At 62.0% G+C, this 17,082-nt stretch carries 15 protein-coding genes; all 15 read right to left on the reverse strand.

The annotated features are described in order from the left end of the window. Positions 1–339 precede the first annotated feature (339 nt). The 15 genes from repC to G6N78_RS22475 all read right to left on the reverse strand — a co-directional run bounded on the left by repC (position 340) and on the right by G6N78_RS22475 (position 17,041). Positions 340–1,608, reverse strand: a complete 1,269-nt coding sequence (gene repC, locus G6N78_RS22405; RefSeq protein WP_165224133.1) for a plasmid replication protein RepC — start codon at positions 1,606–1,608, stop codon at positions 340–342. Positions 1,609–1,833: 225 nt separating this feature from the next. Beyond that, the gene (gene repB / locus G6N78_RS22410; RefSeq protein ID WP_234906016.1) at positions 1,834–2,844 is read right to left on the reverse strand and encodes a plasmid partitioning protein RepB; all 1,011 of its coding nucleotides are present in this window, start codon (positions 2,842–2,844) and stop codon (positions 1,834–1,836) included. A 26-nt stretch (positions 2,845–2,870) separates the two neighbouring features. Beyond that, positions 2,871–4,058, reverse strand: a complete 1,188-nt coding sequence (gene repA / locus G6N78_RS22415) for a plasmid partitioning protein RepA (RefSeq protein ID WP_234906017.1) — start codon at positions 4,056–4,058, stop codon at positions 2,871–2,873. Between the two features lie 369 nt (positions 4,059–4,427). Further along, positions 4,428–5,033 (reverse strand): phosphonate metabolism protein/1,5-bisphosphokinase (PRPP-forming) PhnN, encoded by a 606-nt coding sequence (phnN, locus tag G6N78_RS22420; protein WP_234906018.1) that lies wholly within the window; start codon positions 5,031–5,033, stop codon positions 4,428–4,430. Then, the gene (locus G6N78_RS22425) at positions 5,033–6,169 is read right to left on the reverse strand and encodes an alpha-D-ribose 1-methylphosphonate 5-triphosphate diphosphatase (RefSeq protein ID WP_165224137.1); all 1,137 of its coding nucleotides are present in this window, start codon (positions 6,167–6,169) and stop codon (positions 5,033–5,035) included. Before G6N78_RS22425 ends, phnN begins: the two co-directional genes overlap by 1 nt. 85 nt (positions 6,170–6,254) lie before the next feature. After that, a complete protein-coding gene (gene phnE, locus G6N78_RS22430; RefSeq protein ID WP_165224139.1) occupies positions 6,255–7,766 on the reverse strand; it encodes a phosphonate ABC transporter, permease protein PhnE in 1,512 nt (503 codons plus the stop codon). Positions 7,767–7,778: 12 nt separating this feature from the next. Further along, positions 7,779–8,699, reverse strand: coding sequence for a phosphonate ABC transporter, permease protein PhnE (gene phnE, locus G6N78_RS22435; RefSeq protein WP_234906096.1), 921 nt, complete (start codon positions 8,697–8,699; stop codon positions 7,779–7,781). Positions 8,700–8,869: 170 nt separating this feature from the next. Continuing rightward, positions 8,870–9,778, reverse strand: coding sequence for a phosphonate ABC transporter substrate-binding protein (gene phnD, locus G6N78_RS22440; protein WP_165224143.1), 909 nt, complete (start codon positions 9,776–9,778; stop codon positions 8,870–8,872). Positions 9,779–9,849: 71 nt separating this feature from the next. Continuing rightward, a complete protein-coding gene (gene phnC / locus G6N78_RS22445; RefSeq protein WP_165224146.1) occupies positions 9,850–10,716 on the reverse strand; it encodes a phosphonate ABC transporter ATP-binding protein in 867 nt (288 codons plus the stop codon). Between the two features lie 338 nt (positions 10,717–11,054). After that, the gene (locus G6N78_RS22450) at positions 11,055–11,960 is read right to left on the reverse strand and encodes a DMT family transporter (RefSeq protein ID WP_165224149.1); all 906 of its coding nucleotides are present in this window, start codon (positions 11,958–11,960) and stop codon (positions 11,055–11,057) included. 192 nt (positions 11,961–12,152) lie between these two features. Beyond that, the gene (locus tag G6N78_RS22455; RefSeq protein WP_165224152.1) at positions 12,153–13,619 is read right to left on the reverse strand and encodes an aldo/keto reductase; all 1,467 of its coding nucleotides are present in this window, start codon (positions 13,617–13,619) and stop codon (positions 12,153–12,155) included. 5 nt (positions 13,620–13,624) lie between these two features. After that, positions 13,625–14,596 carry a branched-chain amino acid ABC transporter permease gene (locus G6N78_RS22460; protein ID WP_165224155.1) on the reverse strand — a complete coding sequence of 324 codons (972 nt, stop codon included), beginning with the start codon at positions 14,594–14,596 and terminating at the stop codon, positions 13,625–13,627. After that, the gene (locus G6N78_RS22465) at positions 14,593–15,504 is read right to left on the reverse strand and encodes a branched-chain amino acid ABC transporter permease (RefSeq protein WP_165224158.1); all 912 of its coding nucleotides are present in this window, start codon (positions 15,502–15,504) and stop codon (positions 14,593–14,595) included. The genes G6N78_RS22460 and G6N78_RS22465 overlap by 4 nt, the downstream gene beginning before the upstream one ends. Further along, complete coding sequence (locus G6N78_RS22470) at positions 15,501–16,244, reverse strand: ABC transporter ATP-binding protein (RefSeq protein ID WP_165224161.1); 744 nt, start codon at positions 16,242–16,244, stop codon at positions 15,501–15,503. The genes G6N78_RS22465 and G6N78_RS22470 overlap by 4 nt, the downstream gene beginning before the upstream one ends. Beyond that, positions 16,241–17,041, reverse strand: a complete 801-nt coding sequence (locus G6N78_RS22475) for an ABC transporter ATP-binding protein (protein WP_165225407.1) — start codon at positions 17,039–17,041, stop codon at positions 16,241–16,243. The genes G6N78_RS22470 and G6N78_RS22475 overlap by 4 nt, the downstream gene beginning before the upstream one ends. Between the last annotated feature and the right edge of the window lie 41 nt (positions 17,042–17,082).

Consider the following 17,082-nt stretch of genomic DNA (forward strand, 5'->3'; position numbering starts at 1 on the left):
TGTTTTACAAGGCTTGGGGAAGTTTTTTGCCGGCTTTCGAGGCCTGTCTCGAGATGGAGCGACGGCAGTCAGCCGGCCCGTTCACAGAGCCTATTCTATAGCACAATCCAGCGATGCCGTCATCGGCTATTATGGTCTGATGACACTCAGAGGGCATTTTCCTTCACCCTTTCCCGGCATTTCTTCCCGGATTTCCAGTACTTGCCAACAACACGATTGCGTCCGCCAGCCTTTGAATGGCGCCCCGCGGCAATAGCCTTCGTGCTCGGAGTTACAGTTGTAACTTCGCCAGCAATAGATCCGTTCCGAAATGGTCGCGTGTGTCGCGTCGCGAGAGGGTTACAGTTGTAACGCCCTCGCCGGCTGACGGCCCGAGGCAGACGCCAGACCATGAAGACTACGATCGAGATGCAGTCGGCCTTCGACAGCACGGTCCAGCATCGCCAGGAAATACGCCTCGGGTTTCAGAATATCATCGGGATCGCGCGCTGCTTTCTCAACGACGGTCGCCAGGATCGCGGCAGCGGCGTGCGGTCCGACCTTTTGTCGTCCACGTTCCAGTGATCTGTCGGAAATTGCCACCATCCGGCACAGCAGTGTCTCCTGCCGTCGCAGTTCCGACCAGGATGACAGGGGCGTGCCGATGAGGGACTGCACCTCCCGGCATGCCCGGTGGACCAGATCGATGGATACTGGCGAGAGCACATCGATGTGGACCGGATCGCCATGCCCCGTCGCCAACGATGTCTTGACGGGCGCTATGGCTTGATCAAACGCGCGTCGCTCGCCTTGCGGCAGGTCTCTTGCCCCTTCATCAGCCCGTGCAACATCCGCCGACGCCGGATCGAGGTAATCGCTACTCTCTAAAATGATTTTATGATTTGTATCAGTATATGGCGTGACAGCAATGTCACCCTCGCCCGTCATTGAGCCATATAAAGTCGGCTGAACGGTTTCGATCGCAGCGCCATAAAGCGCGCGGAGGTCTTCCGCCTTTTCCACAACATCACGCGTTTCCTGGCTGTCCTGGAGCTTTTCCTGCCATTCCTTAGCGTGAGCCGGAAAAGCAAGGCAGAGGTCGGTAAGCGCCCGCGACAAACGGGAAATTTCGCGGCGCGCTGCAAGCTCGGCGGCGAGACGCTCCTGATACTGCTGCACACGGGCCTTGAGCTCCGCGAGGCGGGCACGGGCGGGCGTGAAATCGATACCGTAACCGACAGTGATCATGCCTTCGCGATCCCGCTGAACGAAGCGGCGGCCTGATGCGCTGTCCCTGTAGGCGGCGATCCCCACTTCGACGAGCTTGCGGATGCAACGCATGACGGTCCGCTCGGAACGCTGCGTATATTCAGCAAGCTTCGCATTGGAAATGGCGACCACCGGACGGCTGTCACCGGCCCAGTCCTCGACGCGGGAGAGACCCAGCAGGATATCCATCACATGATAGGCCGTGCCATGAATACCAAGCGACGGTGCGGCCTTCTTCAGGAGAAGCGCCACTTCGCCCTTGGTCGTGTCGGGCAGGTCGTCGGAGAGGGCCAATCTGGCGCTCGCAACAATAGCCGGTGTGATCCGTCGAAACGACGACACCGTGGTTTGAAAGGTCATAGGACAGCGACGCGGTCGTCAAGACCACGTTCCCAATCGCATTATTTTGGGGAAGCCAGCAGATGGGCACAAAAAAGCGCTCTCCGAAGAATCAGAGACTTGATTGTGAACCCCGACCGTCCTAGAATCAGATTGCTACAAATGACGTTGACGGTTCGTTCCGTTGACAATGGATCAGGGTCTGTCGATTGCCGTCGGCAGACCCTTTTTCATATGCGTGTTAGCTCATCGATCAGCCCCATGTGTCTGGCGGCGGTATTCCGCTGCAAGTTCCGGTAGACGCGCTACAAGCCATTCGGAGAGACCCGGAATGGCGGATTCTGGAATGGTGACCTTCGTGGCCCGGGCAGAGAACTGCACCGTTGCCACGGCACCGTGGCCCAATGCGACTTCGGTCGCCTCGGTCTTGGGCGCATCCGGTGTCTGCAGGGCCTTGAGGACGAGATCAAAACGCTGGTCGCTATTGGCGTTCTGCCAGGCCGAAGCGGATTTCACACCATTGATGCGGTCGAGCTGTGCCTTGTTCAGCCGCCGGTCGGAAATCAATAGACCGAGCTTTTCCCATTTGGGTCGCCCAACCGCCGGGGCAGGGCCGATCGCACGCACCAGATCCTCCGGCACCGCCGAGGCGACGTTTGTCAGGTGCGAAATATAGGCGATGCCCTTCTTCTCCTTGCGCCCCAGGGCTTCGGAAATCGTTTCCCGCGAATAGCCCTGATCCTTCAGGGTCAGCGCAAAAAAGGCCTGTTCGATGAAGCTGAGGTTCAATCGCTCGGCATTCTCGATGCCTTGCGAGATGACGAGTTCTTCATCCGTCAGTTCGCGAACCAGCGCCTTGACCGGTCGCTTCAGGATCTGGCAGGCGCGCAGACGGCGATGACCGTAGGCAACCTGATAGTGGCCCGGGCGGTGGGGGAGGGGACGCACAAGAATGGGCAGACGCTGCCCGTTTTCGCGGATGCCTTCCACGAAGGCCGCGAAGTTCTCGTTTTCCTCGATCTCCAGGCGGTCGCGCACGAAGGATGGCTCGATCTTCTCCGGATCGAGTTCAACGATCGCTTCCGCTCCGACCAGTTGCTCATGCAGCCGCTTGTTCTCTTCTTCGATAGAGACGAAGGCGCGGTCCATGGATTTGACGGCAACCGAGCCGACACGGCGCTTTTCAAGGTCGCTTGGAAGGGGGGCAGCCTGCTTCGCCAGATCGTCGGGATTGACGTTGGCAAACAGGCTTCTCATGCGTTGATTTCTGTCGCGCGGATTGGTCATTTGCGACCCCAGCAGTGTTTCACCAATTGCAGAATGTCGTTGTTGACGGAATCAACCGATTCCAGTGCCCGGTTGAGCGTGTCGCGACCGACGCTGCCGCGTGTCATCTCATAGAGGCTTTTCTTTTCGAGGCCTGCGCTCGCGATTGCGGTGGTCTCGACGACGGCGGGCGCCAGCACATCGTCCTTAAACAGCGAGCGCAGCAGCGTCACCACATTCACCTGCGGTCCGTCATTGGGATTGTGGCGGGTGATCACGTAGCGGATGAAATCGTGCTGCAGAACACCACCGCGTTCCTCGATGACGTGCATCAGATCGCTCATCATGGCGAGGAACTGGTTCATGCTGGCAACATCGATCATTGCCGGGTGGATGGTGATCAGCAGCCCGGTTGCCGCACAAAGGGCGCCAAGCGTAAGATAACCGAGCTGCGGCGGGGCATCGATCAGCACGACATCGTAATCGGCCTCGACCTCATTGATCACCGACGCCAGGCGGCGGAAGAAGATCTCGTCACCGCGACCATAACCCTCGGCAATCGCCTGCGGGGTTTCGTGCTCATATTCCATCAGCTCAAGATTGGCCGGAATCAGGTCGATGCCGGCGAAATAGGTTTTCCGGATCACTTCCCGAATGGGGCGGCGACGGTCGTCATACCGGATCGCTGCGTAAACGGTCTCGTTCTCGTCCACGTCAAATTCCGGCTGGTACCCGAACATCGCCGAAAGAGACGCCTGCGGATCGAGATCGAGCGCCAGAACGCGCAGCCCCGAAATGGCAAGATAATGCGCCAGATGAATGGTGGTCGTGGTCTTGGCGGAGCCGCCCTTGAAGTTGGCAACCGCAATGACCTGAAGCTTGTCGCCTTCACGGCGACGCGGCAGGAAATCCAGCGCTTCCGCCGGACGCTTTTTTGCCAGATGGTGGCGGATCTCGTTGATCTGGTCGAGCGTATAGATACGCCGCCCGTTATCCTGACGGTCCGGAATAACCCCTTCGCCATCCAGCGACATTTGCCGCAGGGTGGACTCGGCGATGCCGAGAAGCCCGGCAGCCTCGCGCGATGTGAAGGTCTTCAGCGTCTTGCGCGCGTCCGGTTCGTAGAGCCGCTCGCGCAGAGACTGGAGCTGGGCAGACAGCAACTGAGATTGCCTGCCAATCTTGGCAGCGGAAGATTCGCTCATCGGTTTTGGCCGCATGTTCATCGGGTTTCTCTCGCGACGGTTTTTCGGAGATGATTGTCAAATTACCGTCGGCGCAAAATTACCCGATTCCATTGTGCCGTCAAATGCTTGTTGGTTAATCAATGGTTAACGCAAAACCGGTTCAGGCCGACCGATTCGGGCTATTCCGCTTCCTTTTCAGAGCCTTGAGGACCGAAAAGAAGGCCCAGAATAGACGCGAGCCCCTTGTGAATCCTGCTTGCGGTGGACGCGATCGGATAACGGGACGAGCGAAAGCCTGTCTCTTCACCCAATTCCCCGCCCGAATCGCGGTAAACAGGACGCTGCCGATTCTCTGCGACGTGCGGCATACTGCCATCGGATCCGGCGTTAGCTTGCCGCCTCCTCCTTGCGGGACAAACCCGTCAGCACCGAGAGAAGCGCATCACCGGCGTCCGTGAGGTCGCCACTGTTGTCGATCGTCACGCAGGCATAGCTCGATGGAATGGTGAACTCCTCGCTACGGCGCAGGCGGGCTGCAATGTCCGTTTCGGTTTCCCGGCCTCTGGCCTTCAGCCGCTCCGCCAGGACATCCGGTGTCGCCACGATGTTGACAACCAGCAGCTTCGGGAAGGCGGCCGCGAAATGCGGCAGCGCCGAGCGGGAGCCATTGGCAATCGCCAGACCGCCGCGCTGCAGCACATCACAGACGGCGGTTGGAATTCCGTACAGTAACCCATGTGCTGGCCAATCGACGCAGAAGTGACCGGCGGAGCGCAGAGCCAGAAACTCCGCCTCCGTGGCCGGAACATGGTCCTCGCCACCGGCTTCCGCCGGTCGTGTGATCGTCCGCTGGACAAAATGCACATCCGTCCGGTCGCTGAGAGCCCTGCGGATATAGTCGATCAGCGTATCCTTGCCGGCACCGCTTGGGCCGACGACAACGACCATCGTGCCGATTGGAGTCAGGGCCGGTCTGGATGTCGAATCCGCCATCACGCCACCCTGCGCCCCTGGCGCCAGACCGACCGCACCACCGGCACACCCTCAACCCGGCGCACGCGCACCAGATCGGCCCGCAAGCCTTCGGCGATACGACCACGATCATCCAGGCTGACCGTGCGGGCCGGGGTCGATGTTACCATGGCCAGCGCCTGCGGCAACGACATGCCCTCGATCTCGTCGGCGAGCACGAAGGGCGCGTGCAGCAGGCTGAGCGGCACGTAGTCCGAGGAGAGGACATCGAGTACGCCGCGCTCCGCGAGATCACGGGCGGCGATATTGCCCGAGTGGGATTTGCCGCGCACCACGTTCGGCGCGCCCATCAGAACGCTCATGCCGGCCTTGTGCGAGGCGTCTGCCGCATCAAGGCTGGTCGGAAATTCGGCAAGGCGGATGCCGTAACCGATCGCCTCGTCCACGTGCTCGAGCGTCGCATCGTCGTGGCTGGCGATGGTGATGCCGCGTGCATGACAGACGCGCGCCAGCGCATCGCGGTGCGGTGCGGCGTACAGCGCGGAGGCCTCCCGCCGGCGGGCGACGAAATGGGCGAAAGCTTCCTCGGACAGGCCGCGCTTGGTCTTGTAGTAGAGTGTATATTGATCCATTGTCTGAAACTGACGCTGGCCGGGCGCGTGGTCCATCAGGGAAACCAGCCGCACACGCGGATCGGTCTCGAAATCGGAGAAATGCTCCAGCACGTCGGCGGACGAGACTTCGCAGCGCAGGTGCAGCAGGTGTTCGGCGCGCAGGCGGTCCTCATTCTGGGCGGTCTCGATGGCATCGGCCATCGCCCGCATCTCCCCCTTCTGGAAGCCGCCATCCTCGTCCGATCCCATGCGCAGGCAGTCGAACACGGTGGTGATGCCGGAGGTCGCCACCTGGGCGTCGTGCGCCTGAATGGCGGAGATCGTGTGCCAACGCACGCCGGGACGCGGCGAATAGTGGGTCTCCAGGTGGTCGGTGTGCAGTTCCACGAGACCCGCAATCAGGTAGTCACCCTCCACATCCTCGCCGATGCGGCTGCCGCCCTCGCTGATATCGGCAATCAGCCCGTTTTCGATTTTGACGCTGCCGTGGATGATCTCGTCCTGCAGGACGATCCGGGCATTGGAGAGAGTGATGTCAGGCATATTGATTGAACCGCTTGCAGGGCCCCAAAGCACCGGGCCGAAAATCGAAAGGATCCCTGACGGATCGATCCGTCAGGGACAGATGTCAATGCTGCCGCTGGCCGATCAGACGGCTGCGTAGCGCGTTGGAGATAGCGTCGAAGACAAACACGACGAGAAGGATGAGAATGACCATATAGGCGACGTTTTCCCAGTTCGAATTTGTGCGCATCGCCTCCCACAGCTTGAGCCCGATGCCGCCGGCACCGACGGCACCGATGATGGTGGCGGAGCGGGTGTTCGATTCCCAGAAATACAGCGCCTGCGAAGCAAAGACAGGCAGAACCTGCGGCAGCACGCCGAAGCGCTGCACCGCGATTGGTGCCGCGCCGACGGATTTCACGCCCTCGCGCTGCTTGTCATCGATGTTCTCCAGGGCTTCGGCATAGAGCTTCCCGAGCGTGCCCGTGTCGGTGAAGAAGATGGCGGAAATGCCGGCGAGCGGCCCAGGTCCGAAGGCGCGGGTGAAGAACAGCGCCCAGATCAGCATATCGACGGAGCGCTGGAAGTCGAAGAATCGCTTGACGATCTGGTTGACCGGGCGGTTGCGGGTGATGTTGCGGGCCGCCAGGAAAGACAGCGGGAACGAGACGACCATGGCAAACAGCGTGCCGACGAAAGCCATGACGATCGTCTGCAGCAGCTTCGTCCAGACATCCAGATGCTGCCAGGAGGGATTGTAGAGGAAATCGTTCCAGGCAAGGGACAGGTTGCTCATCGACGGATCGATGCGCTCACCCGAGGTGATCGTGTTCATCACCTGGCCGGCGGACATGCCGAAGAAGGCCGAGTTGGTGTCGAAGATGAAGTTGGCCCAGCCGAAGAAGCGGTTGCGGATGCGCACGCGATCGGAACTGATATCCACCCAGCCAGCCCAGCCGAAATAGGCAATCACGCGACCGCCTTCGGTGCGTTGTTCCACCCAGTCGGGCTTGCTGCCGTCGATCGTCACGGTCTCGCGCGACCGATCGAGATGGAGTGTCACCGTTTCACTGTTGCGGACCAGAAGGACGCGGTCGGGGCGCACGTCGAGACTTGCGGCGCGGCCAAGGGTGACCTTTGCATCGACAATCACCTCTTCGGTCGCGGTTCTGGGGCCTGTCGGTTCGGTAGGTGCGTCTGTTCCCGCCTGCGGTGCCGGCTGCACCATGAAGCTGAAACTCGAGGCAGGTTTGGCGGCCGGCGTCTCAGCCGGTGCCGTCGCCTGCGGTACCGTCCGCGTGATCGTCTCGCGCTTGGCATCGATCCAGTCCGGATGCGGATTGGGGCCGATCGGGTCGAAGCGCGAATAGGTGATCTGCATTGCGCCATCCTTGGCAATGTCGATGTCCGGCCGGATCTCGTAGGAAACCCAGTCTGCAAGATAATTGCCGGCAATGCCCCAATTGGCCGAGGACATCACATGGCCGACGGCAAAGAACCACCAGCAGAAGATCATGTAGAGGATGGTGCATGCGCCAATCAGCGGGATCCGGAAGCGGCTCCAGAACGATGGCACGAGCAGGGACGGGTGGCGGGCGGCGATAGCGTCGAGGTCTGCGGCGGTCAGGGTGTGCATGGACTTGCCTCCTCAGATGACGGCCTGGAAGGCCTGTTCGCCCACCAGTTTGCGCCTCAACCAGGCCGACAGCTGATCGACCGCAATGATGGTGATGAATAGAAGCAACACGATCGCCAGCGTCTTTGCTTCGTGCCCGCGGCTGATCGACAGACGCAGCTGCTCGCCGATGCCGCCGCCGCCGACGGCACCGATGATCGTCGAGGCACGGACGTTGATCTCCAGGCGCAGCAGGAAATAGCTGATGAAGTTCGGCATCACCTGCGGCACCATGGCGAACCAGACGCGCTCGATCCAACTGGCGCCGACGGCCCGCAGGCCTTCGTCGGGGCGCATGTCGGCATTCTCGATCACCTCGAAGAAGAGTTTGCCAAGCGCACCGATGGTGTGGATCGTCACCGCGATGATAGCCGGAATCGGGCCGAGCGACAGGATCGCCAGGAAAAAACCAGCCAGCACGATTTCCGGAAAGGCCCGCAGCACTTCCATGAACCGCCGCACGGGGCCGCGCAGCCAGGGGCTTTTCACCATGTTACGGGCGGCAAAAAACGACAGGATTGCCCCGAACAGGAAGCCGATGATGGTGGAGACGACCGCGATGTTCAGCGTCTCGACCATCTTGTAGAAATATTCGGGAATGTAGAGGCTGTCGGTGATGTAGTAGCGGCCCTCGGGATAATCGTATTTCAGGCTACCGTCGAAATAGGGGGAGGGGAGGTCGAAGAGCGCCCGCCAGATCTCCGTTGCATCACGCGGCAACAGGTCCTCGATGAAATCGAACAGATGCGGCAGGCGATCAAAGAACTTGCCGGAATTGCTGTCATTGGCGAACCACAGCGACCCGGCAAGGGCGAGAAGCAGCACGACGAGGCCGATGGCCGTATAGAAGCGTCGCTGTGTTGCAAGCTCCTGCCAGTGCCGCTCGATCGCCATGCCGCGGTCGCCGAGTTTTGTGCCAAGGCTGATGCCATTTGCGGTGGGGTTCTGTGTGGAGGCCATTGCCGGACAGTCCTCGAAGGGAGAGGGCTCGTTCATGAGCCGACTGAAACGAGGATCGCCGGTCCGCGAGGGCCGGCGATCCAAGGGTCAAGACACAGCGCGGATCAGCCGCCGATGGTTGCCTTGCGGGCGTCGATGATCGGCTTGTAGAAATCGACGTTGACTTCGGCATATCCCTTGAAGTCGCCGCCCTGGATGGCGGAGAAGCACTTGGCGTCCGTCTTCGGCAGGCCCATCATGAAGGTCTTGAACTTGGTCTTCATGGCATCGTTCATCGTGGTACGCACGACGATCGGCCCGTTCGGGATCAGCGGCGACTTCCACAGCTCGACGAGGTCGTCCATGTTGAGGATGCCCTTGTCGACCATCTTCTTCAGATTGCCGGAGGTGTAGCCGTCCTTGAAGTTGCCAACGCCCGAACCCCAGGTCGTGCCGGCATCGAAATTGCCCTTCAGCACTTCGAGCACGAGGTTTTCGTGGCCGCCGCCGAAGCCGGTCGAGCCGAAATATTCCTTGATCGAGGCGCCGCCGATGGCTTCCGGCAGGGTGACCGTCGGGATCAGGTAACCGGAGGTCGAATCCGGGTCGGCAAAGCCGAGCTTCTTGCCCTTCATGTCGGCGAGCGACTTGATGCCGGAATCCTTGCGGGCCACCATGACCGAATGATAACCCATCGAACCGTCGGTCTGTACGGTGGTCAGGATCGGCTCGACGGCCTTCGGGTTGGCGAGGTAGATCTTGGCGTAACCGGACGCACCAAGCTCGGCGTAGTCGAGCGTGCCCCCGAGCAGGCCCTGGATGACGCCGTCATAATCGGCAGCCGGGAAAAGCGAGACCTTTTCCACGCCGAGTTCGGTCTTCAGATGCTCCTGAAGGCAGGCGAAGTTGCGCAGGCGGTCAGCCTCGTTCTCGCCGCCGAGAATGCCGATGCGGAATTCCTTGAGATCCTGGGCATGAGCAATGCCGGCGAGCGAGACAAGCGCTACGGCGGCAAGAAGGGTCTTCTTCAACATGAGTTCGTCTCCTGTCAGAGCCAATGGTCGTGAACGTCCTGCCTTTGACGCGGGCTGGCGATCGATGCGGTCTACGCTTCAGCGACGCTGAGGGGGCGTAAGGGCGCGGATGTCTGGGCACTGGCCTGGCCGTTTGCCTGGGCGGTGCCGGAAAGGGTGATGCTGGTCGATGTCATCGTCTCGTCTATGCCGGCGCCATCGCGGTCGGAGCCATAGATTTCCTGGACCGCATCGGCCGTCAGGTCGCTCGGCTTGCCGTCGAACACGACGCGGCCCTTGGCCATGCCGATGATGCGTTCGCAGTAGTTGCGGGCGGTATCCAGCGTGTGGAGATTGGTGACGACGGTAATTCCGTCGTTCTCGTTGATGCTGCGCAGGGCATCCATGACGATCTTGGCGTTCAGCGGATCGAGCGAGGCGATCGGCTCGTCGGCCAGCACCATCTTCGGAGACTGCATGAGCGCACGGGCGATTGCCACGCGCTGCTGCTGGCCGCCAGAGAGCGTGCCGGCCGCCTGCAGCGCCGTCTGTTCGATGCCGAGCCGCTCCAGTGCGGCGATCGCCATCAGGCGCTCTTCGCGGCTGAAGATGTTGATGATGCTCATCACCGTCGAACGGTGGTTGAGACGGCCAAGCAGCACATTGGTCAAAACGTCGAGGCGCGGCACCAGGTTGAACTGCTGGAAGATCATCGCGCAGTCGCGCTGCCAATTGCGCAAGGCCTGACCACGCAGGGACGATACTTCCGCCTCGCCAAACCGGATGCTGCCCGACGTCGGGTCTGCCAGCCGGTTGATCATCCGCAGCAGAGTGGATTTGCCGGCACCGGACCGGCCGATGACGCCGACCATCTGGCCGGCGGGAATATCGATCGTTACGGAATCGACGGCGGTATTGCTGCCGAACTGGCGTGTGAGTTTATCAAGCCTCAGATGCATGGCCGTCCCTTCGTCTCAACATCGACGTCGGGATTTAGCCCTAGATCTCCAGTGTTAAGCCTGGATGTCGGTTTCGTGTCAGAAATATAAAGGCACTTATCCTGTTGTTCTTCCTGGCAAGATCGGCATTCATGACAGTTTTGTGGAGGGCGTTCCGGCCGTCTTTCTGCGCTCTGACGGTCTTTCTGTCACAACCGTGCTCCAGTCGAAGCGCGAGTGCATCGATTTTGTAGCCGGGCCAACCGCGGCGATGGGGCCGAGCGTCGGTCAGGTCTGACGAGTTCCGCCGTCTCGGCCGCGCGGATTATGCCCGTTTCCCGCGACTGGTGCAGGATCGGTCACGCCTGCGCAGGCACTCTGTTTTTCCGCCGTCCATCCATCGCGGCGAGAGCGGCCCCTCCGAGGACCAGCGGCAGAGCCGACAGGAAGGCGAGCGAAAGCGGCGCATGGAAGAGCAGAACGTCGGCGAGAACCGGCCAGAGGATGGCCAGATATTCGAAGGGGGCGAGCAGGGAGGCTTCGGCATGCCGGAAGGCAAGCGTCATCGTGATTTGCGCAAACCCTCCGAACAGACCTGCGAGGGAAAGGATCGCGAGCATTGTCATGTCGAGCCCGACCCATCCGAACGGGATCGTCAGAAGACTGCCGAGCATCGAGGTGATGATGAAATAGAATGCGATCGCTCCCGGATTTTCCGTGCGGCTCAGCTTACGCACCATGATCAGGGCGAAGGCTGTCAGGATGCCCATCAGAAGGCCGAAGACATATCCCCAGAGCCGCGGGCCCTGCATGTCGAGGTGTCCAAGCTCCGGCCAGACCAGCGTCGTCACGCCTGCCAAACCCAGCACGACGCCGCCGATCCGCCAGATTGTCGCGCGCTCGGAAAGCAGGACGATACTGGCGAGGCTCGTGAATGTCGGCGACAGATAGGTCAGCAGGGTGGCTTCTGCGAGCGGCAGCCGCGCGATCGAAGCAAAGGAGGCAAACATCGCAGCCGCACCGAGGCTCGACCTCAACAGGTGGCCGAGCGGTCTTCGGGTCGCCAGACCTGCGGGAAACTCGCCTCTGAACCAGAGGAAGGCCATCAGGGGAAGGAGTGCGAAGGCTGACCGGAAGAAGACGAGTTGGCCCAGCGGAACCTGATCCGCAACGGCCTTGATGCAAATCGCCATCGCTCCGAAGAGCAGGCCGGACAAGATGCGCAAGGCGATCCCGATGGCGGGAATCTCGTTGGGTGTGGTCACGGCATATCCTGGATCATGCTGTCCGCCGACGGTGTCGACGCGTGTGGGCGAAACGACGCCCGACGCCTGTGCATCGGTTACTAGGAGATCGGAGGATCCGGAGCAAGGTTTCGCAGACAACCGTCCACCGCCTTCGATCTTGATAATGGGGCGGTGTCGCCGCTTGCAGAAGCGTCCAGGCTTTCCAGGCCCTCAATCCTCCACGATTGCTTCCGCCTCGATCTCCACCTCATAGTCGCCGATCAGGTTGCCGGCCTCGATCAGCGTATTGGCAGGCAGGATCTCTCCGAAGACGCGGCCATGCGCGCGCGAAACCGGCTCCCAATTTGCCGCATCCTTCAGGTAGATCCGCGTGCGGACCACATCCTCCATCTTCGCTCCGAGAGGACTCAAGCTGGCGGCGATCTTGTCGAGGATATAGGTCGCCTGGGCGCCGGCGTTGCCGGGCGCCACACAGCGATCGGTGCCGTGGGTCGCCGTGGTGCCGGACACGAGCACGCGATTGCCGATGCGGACCGCGCGGCTGTAGCCGGCGAGCGGTTCCCAGATGCTGCCGGAGGAGACGCGCAGCCGGCCCGGGCGTCCAGGCATTGGTTCTGCCGTGTAAACCGACGGGATGGCATCGAGGTGGTGGCTGAGATCGCCGGACGCGGTCAGGAAGGGTGGCTTGCGATATTCGTCGCCGCAGTCTCCGGGAATGGGCTGCGTGCTGGCAAAGGCATCGTCCAGCTGGGCATGGTCCTCGGCATCCAGTTGAAAACGGAAGACGTTCAGGTTGTCGTCGCGGTGTTCGCTTTCGCCCAGCCGCGCGCCGATGATGGTGGCGGCCACCGCCTGATGCTCCAGCACCCAGCGGCTGGCAACATTCGACAGCGAAACGCCATGCTTCTTCGCAATACGCGAGGCAGCGTGCAGAATGGCCTGATAAGGCTCCCAGCCGCCCGCCGTATCGATGAAGCGTTTGTATTTGGAGCGGCTCCAGTCCGGAATGGCGGCGGGCTCCGGCTGTCCCAGCCACTTCTCCGACAGGAAGCCGCCGCAGAGCGTGCCGTAAGCGAGCAGTTTCACGCCGCTGCGGGCGCAAAGATCGGACAAGGCTCCGGCGGCGCGACGGTCGATCAGCGAGAAGCACACCTGGTTGCTGGCAATCTCGATGCCATCGGAAAGCGCGAGCGCCAAGTGCGCCGCATCGACATTGGTGAAGCCGAGCGCGCCGATCAGCCCTTCCTCTTTCATCGCCTGCATCTCATGCAGGGCATCCAGCCACGCCGGATGTTCGAAGGTCCACCAGTGGAACTGCAGGAGGTCGATCCTGTCGACCCCCAGGCGCGTCAGCCGCTCTTCCACGCCCCTACGAACCACGTCCCGCGTCATCGGTCCCGGCTCCGGGCACCATTTGGTGAAGGCGCGGGGCTTCACGCCACCATTCGGAAAACGCTTCAGCAGATGGCCGGTGATGATTTCCGCGGACCCGTAATGGTCTGCCATGTCAAAGGTGTCGAAACCGGCGCGGACATAGGCCTCCAAGGCATCGGCGCCCTGTTCGGGATCGATGGTCGTGCCATCCTTCTCGATATCTGCCACCTGCCAGAGACCGCAGACGAGGCGGCTGATGTCGAGGCCTGGAGCAAGAAGGATGCGTTCGGGACGGGCTTGCATGAGGGTCATTCCTTGGATGGGGCGTTGCGAAGGGCCTTCAGGCGGGTCAGCGGACTGACTTCGCCGAATAGGCCGCGCGGGCGCCAGAGAAGCATGAGGCAGAGGCCGATACCGATGGCGACGATCTGCAGGGCGGCGGCCCGTGCCTGCTGGTCTGCCGGGACGAAGCTGGAGACGGCGGCGGCAGAGAGCGCCCAGAGCCCCCAGACGAGGATGGCGCCGGCAATCGCGCCGCGATTGTTGCCCGAGCCGCCGACGATCAGCATGGCCCAGACCTGAAACGTGAGGATCGGCATGTAATTATCGGGCGCGATGAAGCCGATGAAATGCGCCTGGGCGGCGCCCGCAAGCCCCATGATCGCACCACCCAGCGCAAAGGCCTGCAGGCGAAAGCGGATCGGCCGTTTTCCGAGCGCCTGCGCCGCCATCTCGTCCTCGCGGATGGCGCGCAGCACGCGTCCCCAAGGGCTTTTCGCCAGATGCTCCAGCGCATAATAGAGGGCGAGAACCACCACGGCCATCACCGCGAAATTGGCGAGGCTGAAGGCAAGCGCATCGCTTTGCAGGTCGGCAAAGGGACGCGGGATGAAGCCGATGCCGAAGGCGCCGCCGGTGATCGGCTGCAGGTTCAGCATGCAGAGCTGCACGGTGACCGCAATCCCGAAGGTGGCGATGGCCAGATAATCGGCCCGCAGGCGGATGGTCAGCGCACCGACCGCCCAGGAGAGCAGGCCGGACATGATCGCGGCGCCAAGCCAACCCACCGCGATCGGCAGGTCGAAGCCGCCGAAACGGTCCGGGCTCGGCGGGGTTGTCAGCAGCGCGGAAGTATAGGAACCGACGGCAACAAAGGCGGCGATGCCGACATTGAACAGGCCGGTCATGCCCCATTGCACATTCAAACCGAGGCAGATGATCGCATAGGTCAGCGCCATGGTGAGAAAGAAGGCGGCGTAAGCGAGGATATCGAGGGTCATGACGCTTTCCCGAACAGGCCGCGCGGACGCACGAGGAGGACGGCGATGAGGATGACGAAGGAGACGGCGGCGCGCCATTCCGCCCCCACCGCCTGCACGGCGAGCGCCTCGCAAAGGCCGATGATGAGACCGGCCAGCATGGCGCCGGGCACGCTGCCGATACCGCCAAGGATCGCTGCGGCAAACAGCGGCAGGAGCAGGTCATGGCCGAGATAGGGCCTGATCTGGATCAGGAGACCGCTCATGATGCCCGCCACACAGGCCAGTGCTGCGCCGAGGAACCACACGGTGCGGATCACACGGCGCACATCGATGCCGGCAATGCTGGCGAGTGCCGGATTTTCGCTGACCGCCCGCATGGCGCGGCCGATATCGGTGCGCGTCATCAACAGGTGAACGCAGATGACTGCGAACAGCGCCACGCCCAGCATCAGCAGCTGGTCCGGTGTCGCTCGCAGGCCACCACCCAGTTTCATGGCGATCTGCAGCGCCTTGGTGAAATAGGCGGGCCGCGAGGTGAACAGGAATTCCAAGAGGCTGCGTAGCGCCAGCGACGCGCCGAAGCTCGCCATGACCATGATGATGATCGCGCTGCCGCGCCGGCGGAAGCTGGAGAAAAGCAGCGCATCCACCGCCAGCGCCAGAAGTCCGGTCAAGCCGATGGCCACCACTGCCGAGATCGGCAGCGCCCAGCCGAAGGAAAACGGTGCGATCGGCTTCGTGAGGCCGGCCGCGAGATAGCCGAGCGCACCAGCAACGGCGAGCGCCAGATAGGCACCCCAGGACAGAAGTTCGCCGTGCGCGAAATTCGAAAAGCGCAGGATGGAATAGGTCAGCGTTACGCCGACCGCGCCGAGACCAATGATCGCGCCGCTGATCAGCCCGTCCATGATGAATTGCGGGTTCATGCAGGCGCTCCCTGATGGGAATGAGCGGTGCCGAGATAGATCTTGCCGACCAGCGGATCGCTTGCCAGCTCCTGCGGCAGGCCCTCGTGGGCAATGCGGCCTTCGGCGAGGATGACGGCGCGGCTGGCGATCGCGAGTGCGGCCTTCACGTTCTGCTCCACCAGCAGCACGGTCACGCCGCTTGCATTGATCCCCTGCAGCATCTCGAAGACCTCGTTGACGATTTTCGGTGAAAGGCCGGCCGAGGGTTCGTCGAGGATGATCACCGGCGGATCGAGGGCCAGTGCCCGCGCGACCGCCAGCATCTGCCGCTGGCCGCCGGAGAGCGCACCGGCCAGACGCGAAGGCCGGGCCGCGAGATCCGGGAAGCGCGTGAACAGGGCCTCGATCGCCGCACCGCGCTTGGCCTTCGGCAGGTGAGCGACGGCGATCTGCAGGTTTTCCAGGATGGTCATGGTGGCAAAGACGTTTTCCGTCTGCGGCACGAAGGCCAGTCCCTCCGCCACCTTGCGATGCGGCGCGACATGCGTGATGTCGCGTCCGTTCAGCGTCATCGTGCCGGCATGGATCGGCACCAGCCCGGCAATTGCCTTGACGAAGGTGGATTTACCGGCGCCATTCGGCCCGAGCAGCACCACAAGCTCGCCCTGCGCCACGGAAAAATCGATGCCGCGCACGATCGGCAGGTCCGGCTCGTAACCGGCCATCAATCCACTGGTCGAGAGGATGGCGTTCGTCATGCACCGCCTCCGAGATAGGCCTCGATCACGGCCGGGTTGGAGGCGACCTCGGAGGGCGTGCCTTCCGCCAACAGTTTACCAAGCGCCATGGCAACGACGCGCGTGCAGAGCCGCGAGACCATATCCATGTTGTGTTCGATCAGAAGGATCGATTTCCCTTGCCTGTTCAGGGCAAAGACGCGCTCGATGATGACTTCGAGCAGGGCAGGGTTCACCCCCGCTGCCGGCTCGTCGAGCAGGATCACGTCCGGATCGGCCATCAGCACGCGTGCAAGTTCCAGAAGCTTGCGCTGACCGCCAGACAGGACCCGCGCCGGCTGGTGTTCGAGATGGGAAAGCGTGACGAAATCCAGAAGCCCGCGCGCCTTCTCGATCAGCGCCTTTTCTTCGGCACGCACGGTCGCTGGCTTCAGGAAGTTGGCAAGCAGGCCTTCGCCCTGTTGGTGCTGGCCGCCGACCAGCAGGTTTTCCAGCACGCTCATCTCTCCGAACGGTTTCGGGATCTGGAAGGTGCGGGCAAGGCCGTGGCCGATGCGCTTTTCCGGCGCCTCGCGGGAGACCTCGCGCCCGGAAATCCACAATTCGCCCTCGGTCGGCTGCAGGCTTCCGGCGATCAGGCTGAACATGGTGGTCTTGCCGGCACCGTTCGGTCCGATGAGGCCCACCATCTCCTGGCGCCCGACCGTCAACGACATGCCATCGACCGCCGAGACACCGAAAAACCGCTTCGTCAGCCGCCTGGCCTCGATGATCGGGGGAGGGTGTGCCGTCAGGTCTCGATTGGCGCTTGCGGTCATCATGAAATTGGGTCTTGATTTGATGAATGATGTTTGATCAA

This window comes from Allorhizobium pseudoryzae, from assembly GCF_011046245.1.
Classification (GTDB): domain Bacteria; phylum Pseudomonadota; class Alphaproteobacteria; order Rhizobiales; family Rhizobiaceae; genus Neorhizobium; species Neorhizobium pseudoryzae.